Below are 23,287 nucleotides of genomic sequence, written 5' to 3'. Positions count from 1 at the left end.
CGCCGGCCATGCCCGCTTACTGCGGGCCCATCTTCTTGATCAGCACGTCGAGCTCGGCCGCTTCTTCGTCGGTCAGGTCGACGAGCGGCGCACGCACCGGGCCCGCGTCGTGGCCGACGAGCTTCGCGCCCGCCTTGACGATGCTGACCGCATAGCCCGCGCGGCGGTTGCGGATCTTCAGGTACGGCAGGAAGAATTCGTCGATCAGGCGGCCGACCGTCGCGTGGTCGTCCTTCGCGATCGCTTCGTAGAATGCCATCGCCGTCTTCGGGATGAAGTTGAACACGGCCGACGAGTACACCGGCACGCCGAGCGCCTTGTACGCGGCCGCATAGACTTCCGCCGTCGGCAGGCCGCCGAGGTACGCGAACCGGTCGCCGAGGCGGCGGCGGATCGTGACCATGCTCTCAATTTCGCCGACGCCGTCCTTGAAGCCGATCAGGTTCGGGCAGCGGTCGGCGAGGCGCTCGAGCATGTCGGCGTTCAGCTTCGAATTCGCGCGGTTGTACACCACCACGCCGATCTTCAGCGCGCGGCACACCTGCTCGACGTGGTCGGCGATCCCTTCCTGGCTCGCTTCGGTCAGGTAGTGCGGCATCAGCAGCACGCCGCTCGCACCGAGGCGCTCGGCTTCCTGCGCATATTCGATCGCGACGCGCGTGGCGCCGCCCGCGCCGGCCAGGATCGGCACCTTGCCCTTGCAGGTTTCCGTCGCGACGCGGATCACGTCCGAATACTCACGCTGCGTGAGCGAGAAGAATTCGCCGGTGCCGCCGGCCGCGAACAGCGCGCTCGCGCCGTACGGCGCCAGCCATTCCAGGCGCTCCGCGTAGGTGGACGGGCGGAAGCTGCCGTCGGCATCGAAATCCGTCAGCGGAAACGACAGCAGGCCGTGGGAGATGATCTGTTTGAGTTCTTGCGGTGAAGTCATGGTTGGGGTCGTCCGTCTAGCGCGAGTGCTGGGTTCGTCGGGAACGGCATACGAGCCGAATTGGCGATGTCGTTGTATGTCATCGTACAACGAGGGAAAAGGTGGCGCAAGCGGTTTGCTAGTGGGTCAAGGGTAGGGTCTTTCCGGATAAGGGTTTACGCAGCATCGCCGGTTGAGGTTGAATGTCGTATGATGACTAACAATATGGCCGACAGCCCTCAGGAATTGCAATGACCGCTTCCCCTCTCTACATCCGCGTGCACCCGGACGACAACGTCGCGATCGTCGTCAACGACGGCGGCCTGCCCGAAGGTGCGACGTTCCCCGACGGGCTGACGCTGTGCGAAGGCGTGCCGCAGGGGCACAAGGTCGCGCTCGTCGATCTCGCGGCCGGCGACCCGGTCGTCCGCTACAACGTGGTGATCGGCTACGCGCTGACCGACCTGCGGCGCGGCAGCTGGGTCAACGAGCGCACGATGCGCATGCCCGAGCCGCCGGGGCTCGACGACCTGCCGCTCGCGACGCGCGCCGCGCCGCCGCTCGAGCCGCTCGAAGGCTATACCTTCGAAGGGTTCCGCAACGCCGACGGCTCGGTCGGCACGCGCAACATCCTCGCGATCACGACGACCGTGCAGTGCGTGTCGGGCGTCGTCGAGCATGCGGTGAAGCGGATCAAGGACGAACTGCTGCCGCGCTATCCGAACGTCGACGACGTGGTCGGGCTCGAGCACACGTACGGCTGCGGCGTCGCGATCGATGCGCCGGACGCCGACATCCCGATCCGTACGCTGCGCAACATCAGCCTGAACCCGAACTTCGGCGGCGAGGTGATGACCGTGAGCCTCGGCTGCGAGAAGCTGCAGCCCGAGCGCCTGCTGCCGCCCGGCGCGATTCCGGTGACCGCCGACGGCGCGGCCGGCAACGGCGGCGTCGTGTGCCTGCAGGACGCCGCGCACGTCGGCTTCAACTCGATGATCGACTCGATCATGAAGATGGCCGAAGCGCATCTCGAGCGGCTGAACCGCCGCCGTCGCGAGACGTGCCCGGCGTCGGATCTCGTCGTCGGCGTGCAGTGCGGCGGCAGCGACGCGTTTTCGGGGCTCACCGCGAACCCGGCCGTGGGTTTCGCGGCCGACCTGCTGGTGCGTGCCGGCGCGACGATCATGTTCTCGGAAGTGACCGAAGTGCGCGACGGCGTCGCACAGCTCACGTCCCGTGCCGCGAACGAACAGGTCGCGCGCGAGATCATCCGCGAGATGGACTGGTACGACCGCTACCTGCAGCGTGGCCGCGTCGACCGCAGCGCGAACACGACGCCCGGCAACAAGAAGGGCGGCCTGTCGAACATCGTCGAGAAGGCGATGGGGTCGATCGTGAAGTCGGGCAGTGCGCCGATCGCCGGCGTCGTGCGCCCCGGCGACCGCGCGCGGCAGAAGGGGCTGCTGTATGCGGCGACGCCCGCGAGCGACTTCATCTGCGGCACGCTGCAGCTTGCGGCGGGGATGAACCTGCACATCTTCACGACCGGCCGCGGCACGCCGTACGGCCTTGCGCAGGTGCCGGTGATCAAGGTCGCGACGCGCAGCGATCTCGCGCGCCGCTGGCACGACCTGATGGATCTCGACGCGGGGCAGATCGCGACCGGCGCGGCGACGATCGAGGACACCGGCTGGGCGCTGTTCCGGCTGATGCTCGACGTCGCGAGCGGCAAGCGCCGCACGTGGGCCGAGCAATGGAAGCTCGCGAATGCGCTGACGCTGTTCAATCCGGCGCCGGTGACCTGACACGCGCGGGCATGGCCGGCGAGACGATGCGGGCGCCTTCGGGCGCCCGTTTTCGTTGCGGCGGCGCGGGCGCGGACGCGGCTCGCGAGATTTCCTTACCTGTCACGTAATCGACCGTCCGCGCGCGCCCGGCGACGATAGCCGCACGCGGACCCGAAACGTTCGCGACCACGTCCTCTCATCGACACAAGGAGCCTCGCCATGAACACCGCCCAATCCGCTTCGTCCGTTCACGCCGACCTGATCGACCGCTACTTCGACGCATGGAACGAGTCCGACGCCGCGCGCCGCCGCGAACTGATCGATGCGACGTATGCGAGCGACGCGGCCTACCGCGATCCGCTGATGGCCGGCGACGGCCACGCAGGCATCGACACGATGATCGCGGCCGTGCAGGCGCGCTTCCCCGCCTACCGCTTCCGTCGCACGACCGACGTCGACGCGTTCGGCCAGCACCTGCGGTTCTCGTGGGCGCTCGTATCGCCCGACGGCGCGGCGATCGTGAAGGGTTCGGACTTCGGCACCGTCGATGCATCGGGCCGCCTTGCGTCGGTCACGGGTTTCATCGACGAAATGCCGGCCGCGGCGTCGTGACGCGAACATTGCATGCGCAACTGCCGCCGGGATCGGGTAACGTTATGCGGTTTGTTCCTGATCCCGGAGACTAGCCGACATGCTGAAGAATCTCGACCCGCTGCTGCACGCCGACATCCTGCACACGCTGCGTGCGATGGGCCACGGTGACGAAATTGCGATCTGCGACGCGAATTTCCCGGCGGAATCCGTCGCGGAGCACACGGTGGTCGGCCGCGCGCTGCGGATCGACGGCGCCGATTCGGCGCGCGTCGTGCGCGCGGTGCTGTCCGTGCTGCCGCTCGACACGTTCGTCGACACGCCGGCGTGGCGAATGGAGGTCGTCGGCGACGCAACCGCGGTGCCGCCCGTGCAGCGCGAAGTGCAGGCCGAGATCGATCGCGCGGAAGGGCGCACGGTGCCGCTGACCGGTGTCGAGCGTTTCGCGTTCTACGAACGCGCGCAGCAGACGTACGCGGTGATCGTCACCGGCGAAACGCGCGGCTACGGCTGCTTCATCTTCAAGAAAGGCGTGCTGTTGAGCGACGCGGGCTAAACGCGTTTTTCGCCGCGCCGGGCCGCCGGCACCGCCGCCGCAGTGTAAAGATTTGCTACAACCTTTTTCTTGGACACGGCGAAAAGACCCTCTATGCTGGCCCATTTGCCGCGCGCCCTCCCGGGCCGCGCGGCGCCGAACCGCACGGGCGCGCCCGGCGCGGCCGGCCGAATTGCATACGAGGAGAGAGGCATGACGCGTACCGTCGATTCCGGCGTCATTTTTTTCGCACGCCTGGCGCTGGCGGCGTTGTTCTTGTGGGGCGGCATCATGAAGCTGCTCGGCTACAGCGACTTCGTCGCGTACCTGCACGGGATGAACGTGCCCTATCAACAGGTCGTCGCGCCGATCGTCGTCGCGATCGAGGGGCTCGGCGGCCTGCTGCTGATCGTCGGCTACAAGGTACGGCCGCTCGCGTTGCTGATGGCGGTCTACACGATCGCGACCGCGATGGTCGGGCACAATTTCTGGGATGCCACCAACGCCGCCGTCCAGCACGACATGGTGATCCACTTCTGGAAGAACGTCGCGATTGCCGGCGGTTTCCTGCTGCTGTTCGTCACGGGCGCCGGCGGCGCGAGCATCGACGCGCTGCGCCGCCCGAGTTCGTCGTACGGCGTGCTGCGCTGATCGCACCACGCGTACCGCCGCGCTGAAGCAAAGACAAAGGGCCGAATCCCGCGGGATTCGGCCCTTTCTTCATGGAGCGAGCGCCGACGCCGGCGTTCCGCTCAGCGCGCGTCCTTCACGTCCTTCGCATCCTTCGAGAACTGCACGGCGATGGCGCCGAGCACGCAGATCGCCGCGACGTACACGACCGGCGCGAGCGGATTCGACTTCATCATCAGCGACACGATCACCGGCGTGAGGCCGCCGAAGATCGCGTACGCGACGTTGTACGAGAACGAGATGCCCGAGAAGCGCACGACGGCCGGGAAGCTCTTGACCATCACGAACGGCACCGCGCCGATCGTGCCGACCATGAAGCCCGCGATCCCGTAGTAGAGCGGCAGCGTCGACGCGTCGGCCGCGACCTGCACGAACAGCAGGTAGTAGCACGCGGCCAGCCCGAGGCCGCCGATGCCGAGCACGCGCTTCGCGCCGATCCAGCCCGCGAGCGAACCCGCGGTGATGCAGCCGGCCGTCAGGCACAGCGTCGCGACGCTGTTCGCGAACAGCGTCGTCGCGGGCGTCAGGTGGAACTGCTTCTGCAGCAGCGCGGGCGTCATCAGGATCACGACGACGATCGCGGCCGACAGCATCCATGTGAGCAGCATCGATACGATCACCGCGCGGCCGTGGTCGCGCAGCACGGCCTTCAGCGGGATCTCGGCCGCGAGCGCCTTCTTCGCCTTCATCTCGGCGAACACCGGCGTTTCGTGCAGCCAGCGGCGCAGGTACACGGAGAACAGCCCGAACACGCCGCCCAGCAGGAACGGGATGCGCCACGCGAACGCGCCGACTTCGGCGGCCGAATAGCGGCTGTTGATGCCGGCGGCGACGAGCGAGCCGAGCAGGATGCCGGCCGTGAGGCCTGCCGTCAGCGTGCCGCACGCATAGCCGATGTGGCGCGACGGCACGTGCTCGGACACGAACACCCACGCGCCCGGCACTTCGCCGCCGACTGCCGCGCCTTGCAGCACGCGGAACAGCAGCAGCAACACCGGCGCGAGGATGCCGATCGTGTCGTAGGTCGGCAGCAGGCCCATCAGCAGCGTCGGCACCGACATCATCAGCACGCTCAGCGTGAACATCCGCTTGCGGCCGAACAGGTCGCCGAAGTGCGCCATGATCACGCCGCCGAGCGGGCGCGCGAGATAGCCGGCCGCGAAGATGCCGAACGTCTGCAACTGGCGCAGCCAGTCCGGAATGTCGTGCGGGAAGAAGAGCTGCCCTATCGCCGGCGCGAAGAACACGAAGATGATGAAGTCGTAGAACTCGAGGGCGCCGCCGAGTGCGGCAAGGCCAAGGGTCTTGTAGTCGCTGCGCGTGAGCGCGCGTTCGGCGGCGCGAGGCACGCCGCTCAATTCGGAAGCTTGCATGGTCAGGACGATCGGTTTTTGAATGTAGTTGTCGGTGCTGCGTCTCCAGGGCCCGCTTTTCGGCATGGACTGACAAGGCGCGGCTTGCGTCGTCGAAACGTGGCGCGTGCCGGGTGAGGCACGAAACACGCGCCGCCGCACCGGGATGGGGCACGACGGAGACGAGGCGTCAAAGCGGGTTGGGGGATTCTACAGGAGCGCGAAATGCCTGCGCGCGAGTGCGTGCCGGGGACGGCTTCGGACCATGCAGCCGAAGCGTGCGCGGCGCGGGCGGCCGGTGAACCGCCCACGTGCCGTGCGAGAGGGTGTCGGCGTATCCGCCGGTTCAGTTGCCGGCGATCGTGTCGACCGGCTTGAACGCGCCGCGCTCGACCTTGTAGATCGTCACCGGCGCATCCCTCAGGTCGCCCTTCGGGTCGTACGCGATGCTCGGGGCCGACACGCCCTTGACCGACACCTTGCCGAGATACGGCGTGTACACCTTCGGATCGGTCGAGTTCGCGTCCTTCATCGCGGTGAGCAGCGCGATCGTGCCGTCATACGAGTACGGCGAGTAGGTGATTACGTCCTCGTTGAAGCGCGCCTTGTAGCGTGCCGCATAGCCGGAGAAGCCCGGCATCTTTTCCTTCGGCAGGCCGCCCATGTAGACGATCGCGCCTTCGGCCGCTTCGCCGCCGACCTTCAGGAACGTCGGCGAGCGCGACATCTCGCCCGTCACGAATGCCGACTTCATCCCGAGCTGGCGCATCTTGCGGATCATCGGCGACGATTGCGCGTCGCCGCCGCCGTAGAAGACCGCGTCCGGATTGACGCCCTTCAGGTTGGTCAGGATCGCGGAGAAATCGAGCGCCTTGTCGTTCGTGAAGTCGCGCTTCACGATCGTGCCGCCGGCTGCTTCGACGGCCTTCGCGAATTCGTCGGCGATGCCCTGGCCGTAGGCCGTGCGGTCGTCGATGATCGCGATGCGCTTGAAGCGCAGCGTCTTCACCGCGTACGTGCCGACGATGCGGCCGGCCTGCGCGTCGCTCGTCAGCAGCCGGTAGGTCGTCTTGTAGCCGCGCGCCGTGTATTGCGGCGACGTCGCCATCGAGATCTGCGGCAGCCCCGCGCGATCGTACAGGTCGGATGCCGGAATGCTGGTGCCCGAGTTGAAGTGGCCGATGATCCCGCGGACGTTGTCGTCGATCAGCCGCTGCGCGACGGTCGTGCCGGTGCGCGGGTCGGCCTGGTCGTCCTGCGAGTCGAGCTGGAACGTGACGGGCTTGCCGCCGATCGTCGGATGCGTCGCGTTGAAATCGGCGATCGCGAGTTGCACGCCCTTCTGCATGTCCGTGCCGTAGTTCGACTGCGGGCCGGTCAGCGGTGCGGCGAAACCGATCTTGACGACGTCGGCGGCGATGGCGTGTGCGCCCGACAGTGCGCAGGCAGCGGCCAGCGCGACGTGCGATAACTTCAGCTTCACTTTCACTTCCCCTTGATGGCGTGGTTGGGCCGCCGCCGGCATGCGGGCCGGCGCCGGTAAACCGGGCGAGACGGTTCGGTCGGCAGCCGATGCGACGGCCGTTCAGGCGCGCCGCGTGCTGCGCGTGCTGTGCCGGAATCGGCGTGCTCGGCGGCGCTTGTGGCGGGCCTTGCGTGCCGATTGCAGCAGCAGCGAGAGGTCGTCTCGTGACCGTGAAGCGAAGTCTAGATAGCGAAAATGCGGGCGTCTTGCGCGTTCGATGCGCAGCCGGCGACGATATCGGCATATCGTCGATAACCCTGATATATGCTGAAATCGTCATGTCGAATGCGCAATCGCGCCAAGACTCGGGGCGTGCGCATTTTTAGGATGGTGAATTCGGGCGTGCGTACCCGGCACGCCGGCGGCAAGCGCGCACCTGTCGCAGTAGTTGTGTGCACAACCTGTTTTGCATGACCGATGCCCACCGATCGCGATGTACGATGCGACCGGCGGGACATCATCAGCCTGCTTGCCCCACGCTCGGCGCGCCGCGATCGAAGGGGCGCTTCTATAATCGTCGCCATCTGCCACTCGCTTCGCGGTTGCCGGGATGACGACCTTGCTTGCCGTACCGCCCATGAGCCTGTCCGAACCGTTGCGCTACCAGCCCGACAACGCCGATTTCGGCGCGATGCTCGCGCACTTCCGCCTGCTCGAACCGGTGTTCGATGCGCTGCCGGACGTCGCGTTCTTCGTGAAGGATGCGAGCGGCCGCTACGCGATCGTCAATCGCACGCTGGCGATGCGCTGCGGCTACAAGGACAAGCGCGACCTGCTCGGCAAGACCGCCGACGAAGTGTTTCCGCGCCGCTTCGGCCGCAGCTATTTCGAGCAGGACATGGCGACGATCAACGCCGGCCAGCAACTGATGGACCAGCTCGAGCTGCACCTGTATCCGGGCCGCCAGCCGGGCTGGTGCCTGACCTGCAAGGAGCCGCTGCGCGACGCCGCGGGCAGGGTGGTCGGCCTTGCGGGCATCTCGCGCGACCTGAAGGCACACGAGGGATCGCACCCGGCGTACAGCCGGCTCGCCGACGTGGTCCAGCATATCCAGGATCACTACGTGCAGCCGCTGAACCTGAAGCAGCTCGCGCAGATGGCCGGGATGTCGGTCGCGCAGCTCGAACGCTACTTTCACAAGGTGTTCCACCTGACGCCGCGCCAGGTGCTGCTGAAGACGCGGCTCGACGCGGCCACCGCGCTGCTCGTCACGCACGACAAGGTCACCGACGTCGCGGCGCTATGCGGTTATACGGATCACAGCGCGTTCACGCGCCAGTTCAAGGCGACGGTCGGCGTGACGCCGACGGAATACCGGTTGATGCTGCAGGAGCGGGCAGGGTGACGCGATTCGCCGGCCGGGCCGGCGCATCGCAGGGATCGGGGGTGCTGCGGGGTACTGTGGGGAAACGGGGATGCCGTGAAATCGGCGGCTCAGCGGTAGCCGAGCCCTTTCAGGACGGCCGTGCCGTCTTCGGTCAGCCGGAAGCTCGGGGCCGTATCGGGGTCGAGCTTGACCATCTCGACGAGACCGGCTTCCTGCAGCGCGGGCAGTTCGGGTTTGGCGTTCGCGCCGATCGGTGCATGCAGCAGCACGAGCAGCGTCGCGATTTCATGATGACTGAGCAGGCGGCGCAGCATCGTCTTCTTTGCAGGGGGCGCGGCCGGGCGGCCCGCGGGTGCTTCTACGGCGCTCATCGCTTTCCTCCTTTTCGAGATAACCATCGGGTACTGGTTGCGGATGGTGCCGTCGAAGACTTAAGCGATTCTTAAAACCGTGGCGGGCGACGGGATGCTGCGCTGCGGTACGGGTTACCGTATGTAACGTCATACGCAGCGCGGCTCCCGGCCCGCTCGCGGCGAGCCGCGCGGGCGGGTCCGCGGCCGACCGATTCACCACGATGGTGCGCAGTTGATGCGGCCCTTTGTATCGACCGCGGACCCCGTCCACGGTCCGGCCCGCGATGCCCGATTTGCTTCCTTCCCTTATTTCCTGCGCTGCGCCTGCGCGGCGAGCCGCACGGCCGCGTTCGTCGCGCCGTAGCCGTCGTATCCGCCGCGCCGCTCGACGATTTCGAGCGAGAAACGGTTGTCGACCAGTTCTGTATACGCGTGCAGGAACTCGCCGCCGTGCTCGTCGCGGTCGTACAGCAGGTGGTGCGTGCTCAGCGTGTCGATCAATTCGTCCGGCAGCGCATAGCGCGCAGCGAGATCGTCGTAGTAATTGGGCGGAATGCGCAGGAACGGCACGCCGTCGGCGGCGAACGCGGCGACCGTCTTCACGATGTCGTCCGTGCGGAATGCGACGTGGTTCAGCCCCGTGCCGTGGTACCGGTCGAGCGATTCGGCGACGGCCGTATGGCGATCGACCGATGCGTTCAGCGCGATCCGCACCGAGCCGTCGGCGCTGCGCACCGCGCGGCTGCGCATCAGCCCGTACGGATCGGGCACGAGCCAGCTGCGCTCGGCCTCGAAGCCGAATGCCGTCTTGAAGAACAGGATCCACGTGTCGAGCGCGTCGCCCGGCAGCGCGAGGCACACATGGTCGATGCCCGTCAGCGGGCCGACTTCGCTCGGGCCGTCGATGTCGGTCAGCACGAAGTCCGATTCGTACAGCGTCGGCGCGTTGGGCGCTTCGTCGACGAAATACTCGAGGCTGCCGTCCGGCGCCTGCACGCTCGGCAGCACGCGTTCGTTCGGTCCGACACGGCCCGAGAACGGCGCGTAGCCGAAGCCGGCCGCGCGTTCGAATGCCACTTTCGCATCGTCGACGCGGAACGCCGACGCGCACAGCGACAGCCCGTGCTGCTGGAAGAATGCATCGGCGAACGAGTCGCGCTCCGCATTCAGCACGATCGATGCGGCGCCGTGCTGGAACAGCGTCACGTCCTTCGACCGATGCCGGCCGGCGAGCCGGAAGCGCATCCGGCCGAGCCATTCGCCGACGGTTGCCGCCGCCTGCGCGTCGACCGCGAATTCGATGAACTGGAAGCCGACGTGCGCGGGCGGCGCCGGCGGCGCGAACAGCGGCTGGCCGGCGGCCGGCGCGCGGCCGTCCTGCGCGAGCCGCGTGCGCGTCAGTTCTTCCAGATAGAGCAGCGACCGATGGCCGTCGGCAGCCGTGATCGCGGTCGGCGCCGCGCGGAAGCCGTCGTTGAAGATCTCGAGCGACAGCGGCCCCGTATAGCCCGACTCGATCACCCGCGCGGTGAAGCGCGCGAGGTCGAAGTCGCCCTGGCCCGGGAACGAGCGGAAGTGGCGGCTCCATTCGAGCACGTCCATCGCGAGCTTCGGCGCGTCGGCGATCTGCACGAACGCGATCCGGTCGCCGGGGATGTCGGCGATCGCATCCGGCGAATCGTCGAGCGACAGCGTGTGGAAGCTGTCGAGCGCGAGGCCGAGGTGCGGGCTGTTCACCGCATTCACGAGTTTCCATGCGTGGCCGTACCGCTTCACGACGCGGCCCCACGCGAGCGCTTCGTACGCGGCGACCACGCCGGCCTGCCGCGCCGCTTCGGCGAGCACGCCGAGCTGGTCGACGAGCAGCCCGTCGTCCGCGATCGTATCGGCCGACACGCTGCTGCAGACGAGGATGCGGTCGGTGCCGAGCGCATGCATCACGTCGAACTTGCGCTTGATCCGGTCGAGGTTGCGCGCGAGCTGTGCCGGGCTGACGCCCTCGAAGTCGCGAAACGGCTGGAACAGCACGATGTCGAGGCCGAGATCGGCGGCCATGCGCCGGACGTCGGCCGGCGATCCGTCGAAGTAGACGAGATCGTTTTCGAAGATTTCGACGCCGTCGAAGCCCGCGGCCTGGATGGCGGCGAGTTTCTCGGCGAGCGTGCCGGACAGTGACACAGTGGCGATCGAGCGCTGCATGGCGATTCCTGCGGATGAGCGGGGCATGGTGCCGTACGAACTGGCCCTGAATGGACCAGTCGTTGAGTCGTGAGCGGACGCCATATCCCGAATTTACTAGGCTAGTGGTGCATATTGTACAAACTAACTAGATGGTACAAATAAGCGAAAACCCGAAAAGACAGCGTCCCTTCGCGGGCGCACACTAGCGCTAATTCCCCATGTTTTCGGGGCGGCCGGTCCTGGTCCGCCCCTGTTTCAGGAGCAGAATCACCATGAGCAAGCACAAGGTACTGGTGCTGAACGGCCCGAACCTGAATCTGCTGGGCACGCGCCAGCCCCATATCTACGGCGCCGAAACGCTCGCCGACGTCGAGCAGCGCTGCCGTACGGCGGCAGAAGCGCTCGGGCTGGAGATCGAGTTCCGCCAGTCGAACGCAGAGCACGAGCTGATCGACTGGCTGCATGCTGCGCGTCTCGACACGCACGGCATCGTCATCAACCCGGCCGCCTATACGCATACGTCGGTCGCGCTGGCCGACGCGCTGTCCGCGATCGCGAAGCCGGTGATCGAAGTTCATATCTCGAACGTGCATCGCCGCGAGGCGTTCCGCCACCACTCGTATGTGTCGGCGGTCGCCGAAGGCGTGATCTGCGGCTGCGGCACCGAGGGCTACGTGTTCGCGCTGCAGCGCCTGGCGACGTTGTTCGCGCAGGAGGCCGCGCGATGAGCCGTCCGTCGTTTCTGATCGGCCTGATCGGCCAGGGCATCGGCGGCTCGCTGTCGCCCGCGATGCACGAGGAAGAAGGTTTCCGCCAGGGCTTCGGCTACGTGTACCGGCGCATCGATCTCGATGTGCTCGGCGTGAGCGCCGACGCGCTGCCGCAACTGCTCGATGCCGCGCAGCGGATGGGCTTCAACGGGCTGAACATCACGCATCCGTGCAAGCAGCGCGTGATCGAGCACCTCGATGAACTGTCGGACGACGCGCGCGCGCTCGGCGCGGTGAACACCGTGCTGTTCAAGGACGGCAAGCGGATCGGCCACAACACCGACTGGTCGGGCTTCGCGAAGTCGTTCCGCCGCGGGCTGCCCGACGCGCGGCTCGACAGCGTCGTCCAGCTCGGCGCGGGTGGCGCCGGTGCGGCCGTCGCGCACGCGGCGCTGCAGATGGGCGCGGCCGCGCTGACAATCTTCGATGTCGACGGCACGCGCGCCGCCGCGCTCGCGACCGAACTGCAGCAACGCTTCCCCGCCGCGCGGGTCGTGCCGGGCGGCGCGCCGTCCGGCGGCGCGCTCGCCGCCGCGATGCACGCCGCGACCGGCCTGATCCACGCCACGCCGACCGGCATGGCCAAGCATCCGGGCCTGCCGCTGCCGGCCGAGCTGCTCCATGCGGGCATGTGGGTGGCCGACATCGTCTACTTCCCGCTCGAAACCGAACTGATCCATGCCGCGCGTGCGGCCGGCTGCGCCACGCTGCCGGGCGGCGGGATGGCCGTGTATCAGGCCGTCGACGCGTTCGAGCTCTTCACCGGACGCACGCCCGACCCCGAGCGGATGTTCGATCACTTTCAGTCGCTCGTCGCGCGCTGACCCCCTTGCAGACACAGAAAGAGAGACCAGGAGACAATCATGCAGCACACTACCCACACGAGCGCCGCGCCGGCGCAGGCGGCCGGTACGGTCCGGCGCACGTCGGCGCGCTACAAGATCCTCGCGCTGCTCGCAATCGGCACGATGATCAACTATCTCGACCGCACCGTGCTGGGCGTGGCTGCGCCGCAGCTCACCAAGGAGCTCGGCATCAACGCAGCCGTGATGGGCATCATGTTCTCCGCGTTTTCGTGGACGTACGTGGCGATGCAGGTTCCCGGCGGCCTGTTCCTCGACCGCTTCGGCAGCAAGGTCACCTATTACTGGTCGATGACGCTGTGGTCGCTGTGCACGTTCCTGCAAGGCTTCGTGCCGGGCGTCGCGACGTTGCTCGCTTGCCGGCTCGGCCTCGGCGTGACTGAAGCGCCATGCTTCCCGACCAACAGCCGCGTCGTCGCGACGTGGTTCCCGCAGAACGAGCGCGCGATGGCGACGGGTACTTATACCGTCGGCGAATACATCGGCCTCGCATTCTTCAGCCCCGTGCTGTTCGCGCTGATGGGCGCATTCGGCTGGCGCTCGCTGTTCTGGGTCGTGGGCGCGGTCGGCATTGTGTTCGGCCTCGTCTGGTGGAAGTTCTACCACGAGCCGCGCAACCATCCGGGCGCCAACGCGGCGGAGCTCGCGTATATCGAGGCGGGCGGCGGCCTCGTTCACGGTGCGCGCAAGAGCGGCGACAAGGGCGACAAGTCGGTGCAGGCCAAGTTCAGCTGGGCGATGGTCGGCCAGCTGGTGAAGAAGCGCCAGCTCGCGGGCATCTGCCTCGGCCAGTTCGCCGGCAACTCGACGCTCGTGTTCTTCCTGACCTGGTTCCCGACCTATCTCGCCACCGAACGCCACATGGGCTGGCTGAAGATCGGCTTCTTCGCGGTGATGCCGTTCATCGCCGCGTCGGTCGGCGTGATGTTCGGCGGGATCTTCTCCGACTGGCTGCTGCGCCGCGGCAAGTCCGCGAACCTCGCGCGCAAGCTGCCGATCATCGCGGGCCTGCTGCTCGCGTCGACGATCATTCTCGCGAACTACGTGCAGAGCAACGAGGCCGTGATCGCGATCATGTCGGTCGCGTTCTTCGCGCAGGGGATGGCCGCGCTCGGCTGGACGCTCGTGTCGGACATCGCACCGGACGGCCTGCTCGGCGTGACGGGCGGCATCTTCAACTTCGCGGCGAACCTTGCCGGCATCATCACGCCGCTCGTCGTCGGCTTCATCGTCGCGTCGACCGGCTCGTTCGTCGGCGCGCTCGTGTTCATCGGCGTGATCGCGCTGGTCGGCGCGCTGTCGTACATCTTCGTCGTCGGCGACATCAAGCGGATCGAACTGTAAGCACCGGCTCCACGCACAGCCCGTGCGTTAGCCCGGCGGCCAACCGGCCGCCGGGCTTTTTTGTTTGCGCGCGCCGGCCGGCACGCGGCGCTCATGCGCGCTGCACGGCGATGCCGAGCGATTCGACGGCCTGCGCGATCGCCGCGACCGCACGCAGGATATCGTTCGAATCGATCGCGCCGATGCAGCCGACGCGGAACGTGTCGAGCTGCGTGAGCTTGCCCGGATACAGGATGAAGCCCGCGTCGCGCACTGCGTCGTAGAAGCGGCGGAACGCATAGGCCGGATGGTCGGGCGCATGGAACGTGACGATCACCGGCGCCTGCACGCTTGCGTCGAGGAACGGCACGAAGCCGAGCGCGCGCATCGATTCGACCAGCGTCCGGCAGTTGTCCACGTAGCGCGCGCCGCGTGCCGGCTGGCCGCCTTCGGCGAGATACTGGTCGAGGGCGGCGCGCAGCGCGGCGATCACGTGCGTCGGCGGCGTGAAGCGCCACTGGCCCGTCTTGCGCAGGTACGCGTACTGGTCGTGGAGGTCGAGCGCGAGCGACGGCGAGTTGCCTTCGCATGCGTCGAGCGCATCGCGCCGCACGATCGCGAACCCCATCCCCGGCACGCCTTCGAGGCATTTGCCGCTCGCCGAGACCAGTGCATCGATGCCGCTGTCCGCGAGCGTGATCGGCAATGCGCCGAACGAACTCATCGCGTCGACGATCAGCCGCTTGCCGTGGCGCCGGCACGCGGCTGCGATCGCGTCGAGCGGATTCAGGATCCCGGCACTCGTCTCCAGATGCACGAGCGCGACGTGCGTGATGCGCGGTTCGCGCGCGAACGCGGCCTCGACCGCCGCCGCGTCGACGGCCGCGTCCTCGCCGAACGGCAGCGCGATCGCGTCGATGCCGAGCCGGCCGAGGATCTTCAGGATGCGCGCGCAATACGCACCGTTGTCGGGCACGAGCACGACGCCGTCGCGCGGTACCAGCGTGCCGAGCGCGGCTTCGACCGAGAACGTGCCGCTGCCCTGCATCGGCACGCACACGTACTCGTCGCCGCCTTTCGCGATCGCGACGAGGTCGGCGCAGACGCTGGCCGTCAGTCGATTGAAAGCGGCGTCCCACGACCCCCAGTCATGTTGCATTGCGTGGCGCGTTGTGGCGGACGTGGTGAGCGGGCCGGGCGTAAGCAGAATCGGGTCGGGCATGGTTTTTCTCCAGCAGAGGTCGAACGAAACGCCGGGCGGCATTTCTGAATGACTTGCATGATATTGGCAAAATGTGTCATTTTTTGGAAATTGTGGCATTCGTCACGGGTTTGTCATCGAACGCTGTGATCCTTCGGTTGCCGCGCGAAGCCAACCGCAGCGCGGTAGCGCGGCGGGCCGTCGTTCGGCCTGCCCGGAGATAACAGGAGAGCCGGATCGTGCCCCGGCCGTTTGGTGTTCCGCCTACGGAGAAGTGAGATGACACTGCAGAAACCCTCGCGCGCCGCTGCCGGCGCGTTCCGCAAGCTCGCGCTGGCCGCCTGCGCCGCCGGTCTGCTGCAAGGTGCCGCGATGCCGGCGCATGCGGCGAACGCGGTCGTGCTGTACACGGCGGACGGTCTCGAGAACCTCTATCGCGATGTGCTGCCGGCCTTCGAGAAGAAGGAAGGCGTCAAGGTCAACATCGTGACGGCAGGTAGCGGCGAGGTCGTGAACCGCGCGAACATCGAGAAGAATTCTCCGAAGGCCGACGTGATCGTCACGCTGCCGCCGTTCATCCAGCAAGCCGGCCAGATGGGCCTGTTGCAGGCGTACCAGAGCGTGAACTACAAGAACGTGCCGGCCATCGCGAAGGCCGAGGACGGCACGTGGGCGACGTTCGTGAACAACTACTTCTCGTTCGCGATCAACCCGGACGTCGTGAAGAACCAGCCGAAGACGTTCGCCGACCTGCTGTCGCCGACCTACGCGGGCAAGGTCGCGTACTCGAACCCGGCCACGGCCGGCGACGGGATGGCCGTGCTGATCCTGACGACGTCGCTGATGGGCGAGGACAAGGCGTTCGACTACCTCGCGAAGCTGTCGCAGAGCGTGAAGTTCCACACGAAGGGCACGGGCTACCTGAACGTGCTGCTGTCGCGTAACGAGATCAGCGTCGCGAACGGCGACCTGCAGATGGACCTCGACGACGCCGAACACGGCGCGCTGTCCGTCAAGCCGATCTTCCTGGCCGCGAAGGACGGCGACCAGCCGACCACGTTCCAGCTCCCGTATGGCATCGGCCTGATCAAGAGCGGCCCGAACCAGGACGCCGGCAAGAAGCTGATCGACTACCTGATGTCGACGGACGTCCAGTCGAAGGTGCCGGACATGTACGGCATCCCGGGCCGCACGGACGTGCCGCTCGCCGGCAAGAACGGCGAGGCGGTCAAGAAGGCGATCGCGGGCGTGAAGCTGATCCCGGTCGACTGGACCCAGGTGATGGCGAAGAAGCCGGTGTGGATCGAGCGCTGGAAGAAGGATGTGATCGGCAGCTCGGGCAAGCAGCTCGACGTCGTCAAGCCGAAGTGATCGGCGCACGCCGCCTGTATTAGTGAGCAAGAGGATGAACCCGGTGGACACCACCCTGACCCATCCCGGCGCATTCGGCGCCGCCGAACCGCACGCGACGCTGCGGTCCGGCGCGCCGGGCGGCGTGCAGATCGAACACCTGAGCGTGCGCTACGGCGCACGCACGGTGCTGGAAGATCTGTCGCTGTCGATCGGTGCCGGTGAATTTCTGACCGTGCTCGGCAAGAGCGGCTGCGGCAAGACCACGCTGCTGCGCTTCATCGCCGGGTTCGTGAAGGCCGACGGCCTGACCGGCACGCTGACCGTTGCCGGGCGTGACCTGACCTATGCGCCGCCGCACAAGCGCAATCTCGGTCTGCTGTTCCAGAATTACGCGCTGTTCCCGCACCTGTCGGTGTTCGAGAACGTCGCATTCGGGCTGCGCGCACGCGGCATGGCGTCGTCGGAAGTGACGCGCCGCGTCGCCGACGCGCTGAAGCTCGTGCAGCTCGGCGATGCGGGCCATCATCTGCCCGCGCAGCTGTCGGGCGGGATGCAGCAGCGCGTCGCGCTGGCGCGCGCGCTCGTGATCGAGCCGGACGTGCTGCTGCTCGACGAGCCGCTGTCGGCCCTCGACGCCAACCTGCGCGCGTCGGTGCGCAGCGAATTGAAGGCGCTGCACGAGCGCCTGCCGAACCTGACCGTCGTCTGCGTGACGCACGACCGCGACGACGCGCTCGTGCTGTCCGACCGTGCGCTGCTGATGCGCGACGGCCGCATCGCGCAGCTCGGCACGCCGCAGCAGCTGTACGACGCGCCGCAGGACGGCTACGTCGCACGCTATCTCGGCCCGGCGAACCTGCTGCCGCCGCACGTGATCTTCCCGCTCGGCGATCCGCGCCACGACGTGCGCGGCAAGGTCGCGTGCGTGCGCCCCGAGCGCCTGACCGTGATGCCGCCGTCGGCCGGCGGCCTGCACGGCACGGTCGCGTCCGTCGAATGGCAGGGCGCGGACCTGTCGATCGCGGTCGTGATCGACGCGGCGCCCGACGAGCCCGTGCGCGTCACGATGCAACGCGGCCGCGGCGCGGCCCCCGAGCGCGGTGCGCGCGTGTCCCTGCAATGCGAGGCAGACGATGTCGTCCTTATCGAGCCCTGAAGCCGGCCTGCCGCCGCACGTGCTCGCGTCGGCCGCCGCGCATGCCGCCGCCGCGCGGCGCCGCAGGCGCATGGGCGACCTGCACCTGGCCGCGCTCGCGATCGTCGTGCTCGGCCCGCTCGTCGTCTATCCGCTGGTGCGGCTCGTGCTGCTGAGCGTGTCGGGCGATCACGGGCTGAGTTTCGCCGCGTACCGGACCTTCTTCGGCAACCCCGACACGCGCAGCGTGCTGCTGACGACGCTCGGCGTACTGTTCGCGAGCGCCGGCACCGCGTCGGTGCTCGGCGTGCTGCTGGCCGCGCTGCTGTTCTTCAAGCCGTTCCCGGGCGCATCGCTCGTCACGCGCTTCCTGGAACTGTACGTCGCGTTCCCGTCGTTCCTCGTCGCGTTCACACTGATCTTCCTGTACGGCTCGCAGGGGTCGATCAGCATCGCGCTGCAGCACCTGTTTCATCTCGAGAACCCGCCGCTCGATTTCCTGTTCGGCATCGGCGGCGTGATTCTCGCGCAGACCGTGTTCTATACGCCGTTCGTCGTGCGGCCGACGCTCGCGTCGTTCGCGACGCTCGACCTGCGTCTGATCGAAGCCGCGCGCAGCCTCGGCGCGCCCGGCTGGATGCTCGCGCGTCGCGTCGTGCTGCCGATCGCGTGGCCGGGCATCGCCGCCGGCACCGTGCTGTGCTTCCTGCTGACGCTGAACGAGTTCGGGATCCTGCTCGTGCTCGGCAGCGCGCGCCTCGTCACGCTGCCGGTCGCGATCTACAGCAGTGCGACCGTCGATCTCGACCTGCCGACCGCGTCGGCCGGCGCGGTCGTGATGCTGGCGTTGTCGCTGGCGCTGTATGCGGTTTATCGCCGGGTGAACCGGCGTGCGACGGGAGGGAACGATGTCCGCTGAATATCGTATCGGGCAAGCCGTGCCGCGCCACCGGATCGGCTGGAGCGACACGCTGCTCGAGCATGCGTCGCGCGCCGCGCTCGCGCTGGCCGCATTCGCGTGCTTCTGGTTGTTCGTGCTGCCGGTCGTCGTCGTCGCGCTGTCGAGCGTGTCGACCCAGTGGTCGGGCACGATTCTGCCGGCCGGCTACAGCCTGCGCTGGTTCGAACGGCTCGGGTCGCCGGAATACGACGCGCTGCTGACGAGCCTCGAAATCGGCTTCGGCGTGTCGGCGATCGGCACGATCCTCGGGCTGTGGCTCGCGCTGGCGCTCGAAGGGCGCGACCGGCGCGGCCTCGGTGCGGTGGTCGACGCGCTCGTGATGGTGCCGAACGGCGTGCCGAGCGTCGTCCTCGGGCTCGCGGTGCTGATCGCGTATCACCAGAAGCCGCTCGACCTGTCGAGCTCGGCGGCGATCGTCGTGCTCGTGCAGCTCGCGCTGATCTTGCCGTTCTGCTATCGCTGCGCGGCCGCCGCGCTGCGCCCGGAGCTGACCGTGCTGCGCGAAGCCGCGGCGAGCCTGGGCGCCCCGCCCGCGATGGTGCTGCGCCGCGTGCTGCTGCCGCAACTCGTGCCGGCGCTGCGCGCGAGCCTCGCGCTCGGCTTCGCGCTGTCGCTCGGCGAGCTCGGGGCGACGCTGACGGTCTATCCGCCCGGCTTCGCGACCGTGCCGATCGTCGTGATCGGCCAGGTCGAGCGCGGTTACTACCTTCCGGCATCGGCGCTGTCGCTGCTGATGCTCGGCGCGTCGCTCGCGGCGCTGCTGCTGATCGCTGCGCGCGTGCCGCGCGGCAAGCGGGCGGTCTCATGAACGCCGCGTTCGCATTGCGCCAACCCGGCGACCCGTCGGCGGCCGGTACCTCGACGGCGCTTGCGGGTCGCTCGGTCGACGTCAACGGCCGCCGCTACCGGCTGCCGGTCGAGCCGACCGTCGTCGTCTGCGTCGACGGCTGCGAGTACGACTATCTCGAACGGGCGGTGGCAGCGGGTGTCGCGCCGTTCACCGCCCGGATGATCGCGGAAGGCACGGCCTGGCGCGCCGATTGCGTCGTGCCGACCTTCACCAACCCGAACAACCTGTCGATCGTCTGCGGCGTGCCGCCGTCGGTCCACGGGATCTGCGGCAACTATTTCTGGGATCCGGCCGCCGACGGCGGGCGCGGTGCCGAAGTGATGATGAACGACCCGGCCTACCTGCGCGCCGGCACGCTGCTCGCGGCAGCGTCCGAAGCCGGTGCGCGGGTGGCCGTCGTGACCGCGAAGGACAAGCTGCGCCGGCTGCTCGGCTGGCAGATGCGCGGCATCTGCTTTTCCGCCGAGAAGGCCGCGCAGGCGAATCTCGCGGAAAACGGGATCGTCGACGTGCTCGACTGGGTCGGCCTGCCGTCGCCGGACGTCTACAGCGCGGCCCTGTCCGAATTCGTGTTCGCGGCCGGCGTACGGCTCGCGCAGACCCGGCAGGTCGACCTGATGTACCTGTCGACCACCGACTACGTGCAGCACAAGTGCGAGCCGGGCAGTGCGGGCGCGAACGCGTTCTACGCGATGATGGACGGCTACCTCGCGCAGCTCGACGCGCTCGGCTGGGCGATCGGCCTCACCGCCGACCACGGGATGAACGCGAAGCACGACCCGGCGACGGGCCGCCCGAACGTGATCTATCTGCAGGATGCCTGCGACGGCTGGTACGGCGCACAGGCTGCGCGCGTGATCCTGCCGATCACCGATCCGTACGTCGTGCACCACGGCGCGCTTGGTTCGTTCGCGACGATCTACCTGACGCCGTGCGTCGACCGGGCCGAGGCAATGTGGCGTGTCGGTAGCCTCGATGGTGTCGAACTCGTGCTCGACAACGCGGAGGCTGCCGCACGTTTCGAGCTGCCGGCCGACCGGATCGGCGATCTCGTCGTGATCGGCCGCCGCGACATGACGCTCGGCACACGCGAGCGCGAGCACGACCTGTCGGGCCTCACGGTGCCGCTGCGTTCGCACGGAGGCGTGTCGGAGCAGGAAGTGCCGCTGCTGTTCAACCGGCGCATCGAGCGGGACGATCCCGCGCGTCGCCCGCGCAACTTCGACGTGTTCGATTTGGTGCTGAACCGGGTCACGACATGATGGCGCATCCTCGACAGGACCATCCGGCGTTTCGCGCAGAGGCGCTGCGCTGGTGCGGCACGCGTGCGATGCGCGCACGCACGCTCGACGTCACCGACCCGTACACGGGCACGCGCGTCGGCACGGCGTCGCTCGCGAGCGTCGACGACGTGCGCGCGGCGTTCGATTACGCGATGGCCTACCGGCCGAAGCTCACGCGCTACGAGCGTTCGCAGATCCTCGAACGTGCGGCCGCGCTGCTGCGCGAGCGCACCGAGGAAGCGTCCGACCTGATCACGCTCGAATCGGGGCTGTCGAAGCAGGATTCCCGCTACGAGATCGGCCGCGTCGCCGACGTGCTGAAGCTCGCGGCGGTCGAGGCATTGCGCGACGATTCGCAAAGTTTCTCGTGCGACCTGACGCCTCATGGCAAGGCACGGCGCGTGTTTTCGCAGCGGCAGCCGCTCGACGGCGTGATCGTCGCGATCACGCCGTTCAATCACCCGATGAACCAGGTGGCGCACAAGATCGCGCCGGCGATCGCGACGAACAACCGCGTGATCGTGAAGCCGTCGGAGAAGGTGCCGCTGTCGGCGTTCTATCTGGCCGACCTGCTGTATGAGGCCGGGCTGCCCGAGCCGATGCTGCAGGTGCTGACCGGCGACCCGGCCGAGATCGCGGACGAACTCGTCACGCATCCGCATGCGTCGCTGATCACGTTCACGGGCGGCGTCGCGATCGGCAAGGCGATTGCCGCGCGGGCCGGCTATCGGCGCATCGTGCTGGAGTTGGGCGGCAACGATCCGCTGATCGTCCTCGACGATGCCGATCTCGAACGCGCGGCATCGCTGGCGGTGCTCGGCTCGTACCGGAACTCCGGCCAGCGCTGCACGGCCGTCAAGCGTATGCTGGTACAGCGCTCGATCGCACCGGCATTCACCGAATTGCTCGTCGAGAAGACGCGCGCGTGGAAGTACGGCGATCCGTTCGATCCCGCGAACGAAATGGGCACGGTGATCGACGAGGCGGCGGCGCGGCTGTTCGAGGCGCGCGTGGACGAGGCGGTCGCGCAGGGCGCGCGCCTGCTGACCGGCAACGTGCGGCGCGGCGCGCTGTATGCGCCGACCGTGCTCGACAACGTCGATCCGTCGATGACGATCGTGCGCGAGGAAACCTTCGGGCCGGTGTCGCCGGTGATCGCGTTCGATACGATCGACGACGCGATCCGGATCAGCAACGGGACGGCGTTCGGGCTGTCGTCGGGGCTGTGTACAGACAGCACGGCGGCGGTCGTGCGGTTCGTGAACGAACTGAACGTCGGTACGGTGAATGTATGGGAAGTGCCCGGCTACCGGATCGAGCTGTCGCCGTTCGGCGGAATCAAGGATTCGGGGCTCGGTTACAAGGAAGGCGTTCAGGAGGCGATGAAGAGCTTCACGAACCTGAAGACGTTTTCGCTGCCGTGGGAGTAAGGGAATGGCATTGACGGTGGAAGCGATCCACGGGCTGTACCGCGAGCATGGCCATGTGGCCTATAGCGGAGAGCCGGTCACGCAACTCGAGCATGCGTTGCAGAGCGGCATGCTGGCGGAGGAGGCGGGCGCGAATGAGGCGCTGGTCGCGGCGGCGTTCCTGCACGACCTCGGCCATCTGCTGAACCGCCAGGGGGAGACGCCGAGCGCACGCGGGATCGACGATCTGCATCAGTATTACGTGCTGCCGTTCCTGCGGCCGCTGTTTTCCGATGCGGTGCTGGAACCGATCCGGCTGCACGTCGATGCGAAGCGCTGCCTGTGCCGCACGGACACCGGCTACTTCGAGCGCCTGTCGCCGGACTCGGTGCGCAGTCTCGCGCTGCAGGGCGGCATCTTCAGCGAAGAGGAGACGGCGGTGTTCCTGCAGCGTCCGTTCGCGGAGGATGCGCTGCGTCTGCGCCGCTGGGACGACACGGCGAAGGAGGAGGGAAAAGTGACGCCGGATCTCGATCACTATATGGGGATCGTTGCGCGCCAGGTGCGCACGGCCTGACGGTTCGGCGGCCTCTATATAAGGCTCTGCACGCGGCAGCGTGCGGAGCCTTATATTTTTTGCGAAACCCCTTGCGCGATTGCCGTCAGGTGCATAGAATCACGCCTCTTTCGCGCTAACGGAAACGCGGCGCGGGAGGAAGGGAAGCAGTGCTGTTGAGGCTTGGTGGTAGCGGCCTCGGCGGTACGGAAGTTGAGCCCCGTAGTCGCAACGATGTGATGTAAAAAGTTGTTGACGAGCTGCGAAACACGGTTCATAATCTCGCTTCTCTGCTGCTGAAAACGCAGCGCTGCTGAGAAACTTCAGGTTCT

General features: G+C 67.5%; 21 protein-coding genes and 1 pseudogene. 15 read left to right on the top strand and 7 right to left on the bottom strand.

Annotated features, from left to right (window positions below; all coding sequences use genetic code 11):
- Positions 1-16: 16 nt before the first annotated feature.
- Positions 17-931, bottom strand: a complete 915-nt coding sequence (gene kdgD, locus U5798_RS07685) for a 5-dehydro-4-deoxyglucarate dehydratase (protein ID WP_011546881.1) — start codon at positions 929-931, stop codon at positions 17-19.
- Positions 932-1,161: 230 nt separating this feature from the next.
- Here kdgD and garD point away from each other — a divergent pair, with 230 nt between their 5' ends.
- From garD to U5798_RS07665, 4 genes are all read left to right on the top strand, one after another.
- On the top strand, positions 1,162-2,715 hold the full coding sequence (garD, locus tag U5798_RS07680; protein WP_124455588.1) for a galactarate dehydratase: 1,554 nt from the start codon (positions 1,162-1,164) through the stop codon (positions 2,713-2,715).
- Between the two features lie 201 nt (positions 2,716-2,916).
- Positions 2,917-3,309, top strand: a complete 393-nt coding sequence (locus U5798_RS07675) for a nuclear transport factor 2 family protein (protein WP_124455589.1) — start codon at positions 2,917-2,919, stop codon at positions 3,307-3,309.
- A 79-nt stretch (positions 3,310-3,388) separates the two neighbouring features.
- A complete protein-coding gene (locus U5798_RS07670; RefSeq protein WP_124455590.1) occupies positions 3,389-3,844 on the top strand; it encodes an RbsD/FucU family protein in 456 nt (151 codons plus the stop codon).
- Positions 3,845-4,036: 192 nt separating this feature from the next.
- Complete coding sequence (locus U5798_RS07665; protein ID WP_006491342.1) at positions 4,037-4,474, top strand: DoxX family protein; 438 nt, start codon at positions 4,037-4,039, stop codon at positions 4,472-4,474.
- 101 nt (positions 4,475-4,575) lie between these two features.
- Here U5798_RS07665 and U5798_RS07660 read toward each other — a convergent pair whose 3' ends face one another.
- Both U5798_RS07660 and U5798_RS07655 read right to left on the bottom strand, forming a co-directional pair.
- Positions 4,576-5,886, bottom strand: a complete 1,311-nt coding sequence (locus U5798_RS07660) for an MFS transporter (RefSeq protein ID WP_124455591.1) — start codon at positions 5,884-5,886, stop codon at positions 4,576-4,578.
- Between the two features lie 325 nt (positions 5,887-6,211).
- Entirely contained in the window at positions 6,212-7,390 is a 1,179-nt protein-coding gene (locus U5798_RS07655; protein ID WP_409364435.1) for a branched-chain amino acid ABC transporter substrate-binding protein, read from the bottom strand.
- A 550-nt stretch (positions 7,391-7,940) separates the two neighbouring features.
- Between U5798_RS07655 and U5798_RS07650 the strand changes: the two genes are divergently transcribed.
- The gene (locus U5798_RS07650; RefSeq protein WP_124455594.1) at positions 7,941-8,735 is read left to right on the top strand and encodes an AraC family transcriptional regulator; all 795 of its coding nucleotides are present in this window, start codon (positions 7,941-7,943) and stop codon (positions 8,733-8,735) included.
- 89 nt (positions 8,736-8,824) lie between these two features.
- Here the strand turns inward: U5798_RS07650 and U5798_RS07645 are convergent, their stop codons facing one another.
- Both U5798_RS07645 and U5798_RS07640 read right to left on the bottom strand, forming a co-directional pair.
- A complete protein-coding gene (locus U5798_RS07645) occupies positions 8,825-9,088 on the bottom strand; it encodes a hypothetical protein (RefSeq protein ID WP_006489463.1) in 264 nt (87 codons plus the stop codon).
- Positions 9,089-9,376: 288 nt separating this feature from the next.
- Positions 9,377-11,269, bottom strand: a complete 1,893-nt coding sequence (locus tag U5798_RS07640) for a bifunctional sugar phosphate isomerase/epimerase/4-hydroxyphenylpyruvate dioxygenase family protein (protein ID WP_124455595.1) — start codon at positions 11,267-11,269, stop codon at positions 9,377-9,379.
- Between the two features lie 254 nt (positions 11,270-11,523).
- Between U5798_RS07640 and aroQ the strand changes: the two genes are divergently transcribed.
- Genes aroQ through U5798_RS07625 form a run of 3 tightly spaced genes read left to right on the top strand, consistent with a single transcriptional unit; the run spans position 11,524 to position 14,228 of the window.
- On the top strand, positions 11,524-11,979 hold the full coding sequence (aroQ, locus tag U5798_RS07635) for a type II 3-dehydroquinate dehydratase (protein WP_124455596.1): 456 nt from the start codon (positions 11,524-11,526) through the stop codon (positions 11,977-11,979).
- On the top strand, positions 11,976-12,845 hold the full coding sequence (locus tag U5798_RS07630) for a shikimate dehydrogenase (protein WP_322081702.1): 870 nt from the start codon (positions 11,976-11,978) through the stop codon (positions 12,843-12,845). Before aroQ ends, U5798_RS07630 begins: the two co-directional genes overlap by 4 nt.
- A gap of 39 nt (positions 12,846-12,884) precedes the next feature.
- Positions 12,885-14,228, top strand: coding sequence for an MFS transporter (locus U5798_RS07625; protein WP_322081701.1), 1,344 nt, complete (start codon positions 12,885-12,887; stop codon positions 14,226-14,228).
- A 91-nt stretch (positions 14,229-14,319) separates the two neighbouring features.
- On the opposite strand, the gene U5798_RS07620 is transcribed toward U5798_RS07625, so the two are convergent.
- A complete protein-coding gene (locus U5798_RS07620; RefSeq protein ID WP_322081700.1) occupies positions 14,320-15,429 on the bottom strand; it encodes a 2-aminoethylphosphonate--pyruvate transaminase in 1,110 nt (369 codons plus the stop codon).
- A gap of 258 nt (positions 15,430-15,687) precedes the next feature.
- Between U5798_RS07620 and phnS the strand changes: the two genes are divergently transcribed.
- The 7 genes from phnS to U5798_RS07585 are packed head-to-tail and all read left to right on the top strand — an operon-like array spanning position 15,688 to position 22,976.
- Positions 15,688-16,779, top strand: a complete 1,092-nt coding sequence (gene phnS, locus U5798_RS07615; RefSeq protein WP_124455600.1) for a 2-aminoethylphosphonate ABC transporter substrate-binding protein — start codon at positions 15,688-15,690, stop codon at positions 16,777-16,779.
- A gap of 34 nt (positions 16,780-16,813) precedes the next feature.
- Positions 16,814-17,917 carry a 2-aminoethylphosphonate ABC transport system ATP-binding subunit PhnT gene (phnT, locus tag U5798_RS07610; protein WP_185658240.1) on the top strand — a complete coding sequence of 368 codons (1,104 nt, stop codon included), beginning with the start codon at positions 16,814-16,816 and terminating at the stop codon, positions 17,915-17,917.
- Positions 17,895-18,815: a 2-aminoethylphosphonate ABC transporter permease subunit gene (gene phnU, locus U5798_RS07605; protein ID WP_124455602.1), complete on the top strand. Its 921-nt coding sequence runs from the start codon at positions 17,895-17,897 to the stop codon at positions 18,813-18,815. Before phnT ends, phnU begins: the two co-directional genes overlap by 23 nt.
- Positions 18,805-19,665 (top strand): 2-aminoethylphosphonate ABC transport system, membrane component PhnV, encoded by an 861-nt coding sequence (gene phnV, locus U5798_RS07600; RefSeq protein WP_322081699.1) that lies wholly within the window; start codon positions 18,805-18,807, stop codon positions 19,663-19,665. The genes phnU and phnV overlap by 11 nt, the downstream gene beginning before the upstream one ends.
- Entirely contained in the window at positions 19,662-20,969 is a 1,308-nt protein-coding gene (phnA, locus tag U5798_RS07595) for a phosphonoacetate hydrolase (protein WP_322081698.1), read from the top strand. The genes phnV and phnA overlap by 4 nt, the downstream gene beginning before the upstream one ends.
- Positions 20,966-22,420 carry a phosphonoacetaldehyde dehydrogenase gene (gene phnY / locus U5798_RS07590; RefSeq protein ID WP_322081697.1) on the top strand — a complete coding sequence of 485 codons (1,455 nt, stop codon included), beginning with the start codon at positions 20,966-20,968 and terminating at the stop codon, positions 22,418-22,420. The genes phnA and phnY overlap by 4 nt, the downstream gene beginning before the upstream one ends.
- Positions 22,421-22,424: 4 nt before the next feature.
- Entirely contained in the window at positions 22,425-22,976 is a 552-nt protein-coding gene (locus tag U5798_RS07585) for a phosphonate degradation HD-domain oxygenase (protein ID WP_322081696.1), read from the top strand.
- Positions 22,977-23,075: 99 nt separating this feature from the next.
- Here the strand turns inward: U5798_RS07585 and U5798_RS07580 are convergent.
- Positions 23,076-23,287: pseudogene (locus U5798_RS07580) on the bottom strand (hypothetical protein); the annotation flags it as partial.

This window comes from Burkholderia sp. BCC1972 (assembly GCF_905339605.1).
Classification (GTDB): Bacteria; Pseudomonadota; Gammaproteobacteria; order Burkholderiales; family Burkholderiaceae; genus Burkholderia.
Note: the sequence above shows the minus strand (reverse complement) of the source record. Positions and strands in the feature narration are given on the sequence as shown.

Bases quoted from the DNA above. Each gene is read 5' to 3' on its own strand.
- U5798_RS07675 (WP_124455589.1), top strand. From the start codon at position 2,917: ATGAACACCGCCCAATCCGCTTCGTCCGTTCACGCCGACCTGATCGAC.
- U5798_RS07640 (WP_124455595.1), bottom strand. From the start codon at position 11,269: ATGCAGCGCTCGATCGCCACTGTGTCACTGTCCGGCACGCTCGCCGAG.
- phnV (WP_322081699.1), top strand. From the start codon at position 18,805: ATGTCCGCTGAATATCGTATCGGGCAAGCCGTGCCGCGCCACCGGATC.
- aroQ (WP_124455596.1), top strand. From the start codon at position 11,524: ATGAGCAAGCACAAGGTACTGGTGCTGAACGGCCCGAACCTGAATCTG.
- phnT (WP_185658240.1), top strand. From the start codon at position 16,814: ATGAACCCGGTGGACACCACCCTGACCCATCCCGGCGCATTCGGCGCC.
- U5798_RS07645 (WP_006489463.1), bottom strand. From the start codon at position 9,088: ATGAGCGCCGTAGAAGCACCCGCGGGCCGCCCGGCCGCGCCCCCTGCA.
- U5798_RS07585 (WP_322081696.1), top strand. From the start codon at position 22,425: ATGGCATTGACGGTGGAAGCGATCCACGGGCTGTACCGCGAGCATGGC.
- U5798_RS07665 (WP_006491342.1), top strand. From the start codon at position 4,037: ATGACGCGTACCGTCGATTCCGGCGTCATTTTTTTCGCACGCCTGGCG.
- garD (WP_124455588.1), top strand. From the start codon at position 1,162: ATGACCGCTTCCCCTCTCTACATCCGCGTGCACCCGGACGACAACGTC.
- phnA (WP_322081698.1), top strand. From the start codon at position 19,662: ATGAACGCCGCGTTCGCATTGCGCCAACCCGGCGACCCGTCGGCGGCC.
- phnY (WP_322081697.1), top strand. From the start codon at position 20,966: ATGATGGCGCATCCTCGACAGGACCATCCGGCGTTTCGCGCAGAGGCG.
- phnS (WP_124455600.1), top strand. From the start codon at position 15,688: ATGACACTGCAGAAACCCTCGCGCGCCGCTGCCGGCGCGTTCCGCAAG.
- U5798_RS07630 (WP_322081702.1), top strand. From the start codon at position 11,976: ATGAGCCGTCCGTCGTTTCTGATCGGCCTGATCGGCCAGGGCATCGGC.
- kdgD (WP_011546881.1), bottom strand. From the start codon at position 931: ATGACTTCACCGCAAGAACTCAAACAGATCATCTCCCACGGCCTGCTG.
- phnU (WP_124455602.1), top strand. From the start codon at position 17,895: ATGTCGTCCTTATCGAGCCCTGAAGCCGGCCTGCCGCCGCACGTGCTC.
- U5798_RS07650 (WP_124455594.1), top strand. From the start codon at position 7,941: ATGACGACCTTGCTTGCCGTACCGCCCATGAGCCTGTCCGAACCGTTG.
- U5798_RS07655 (WP_409364435.1), bottom strand. From the start codon at position 7,390: ATGCCGGCGGCGGCCCAACCACGCCATCAAGGGGAAGTGAAAGTGAAG.
- U5798_RS07670 (WP_124455590.1), top strand. From the start codon at position 3,389: ATGCTGAAGAATCTCGACCCGCTGCTGCACGCCGACATCCTGCACACG.
- U5798_RS07620 (WP_322081700.1), bottom strand. From the start codon at position 15,429: ATGCCCGACCCGATTCTGCTTACGCCCGGCCCGCTCACCACGTCCGCC.
- U5798_RS07660 (WP_124455591.1), bottom strand. From the start codon at position 5,886: ATGCAAGCTTCCGAATTGAGCGGCGTGCCTCGCGCCGCCGAACGCGCG.
- U5798_RS07625 (WP_322081701.1), top strand. From the start codon at position 12,885: ATGCAGCACACTACCCACACGAGCGCCGCGCCGGCGCAGGCGGCCGGT.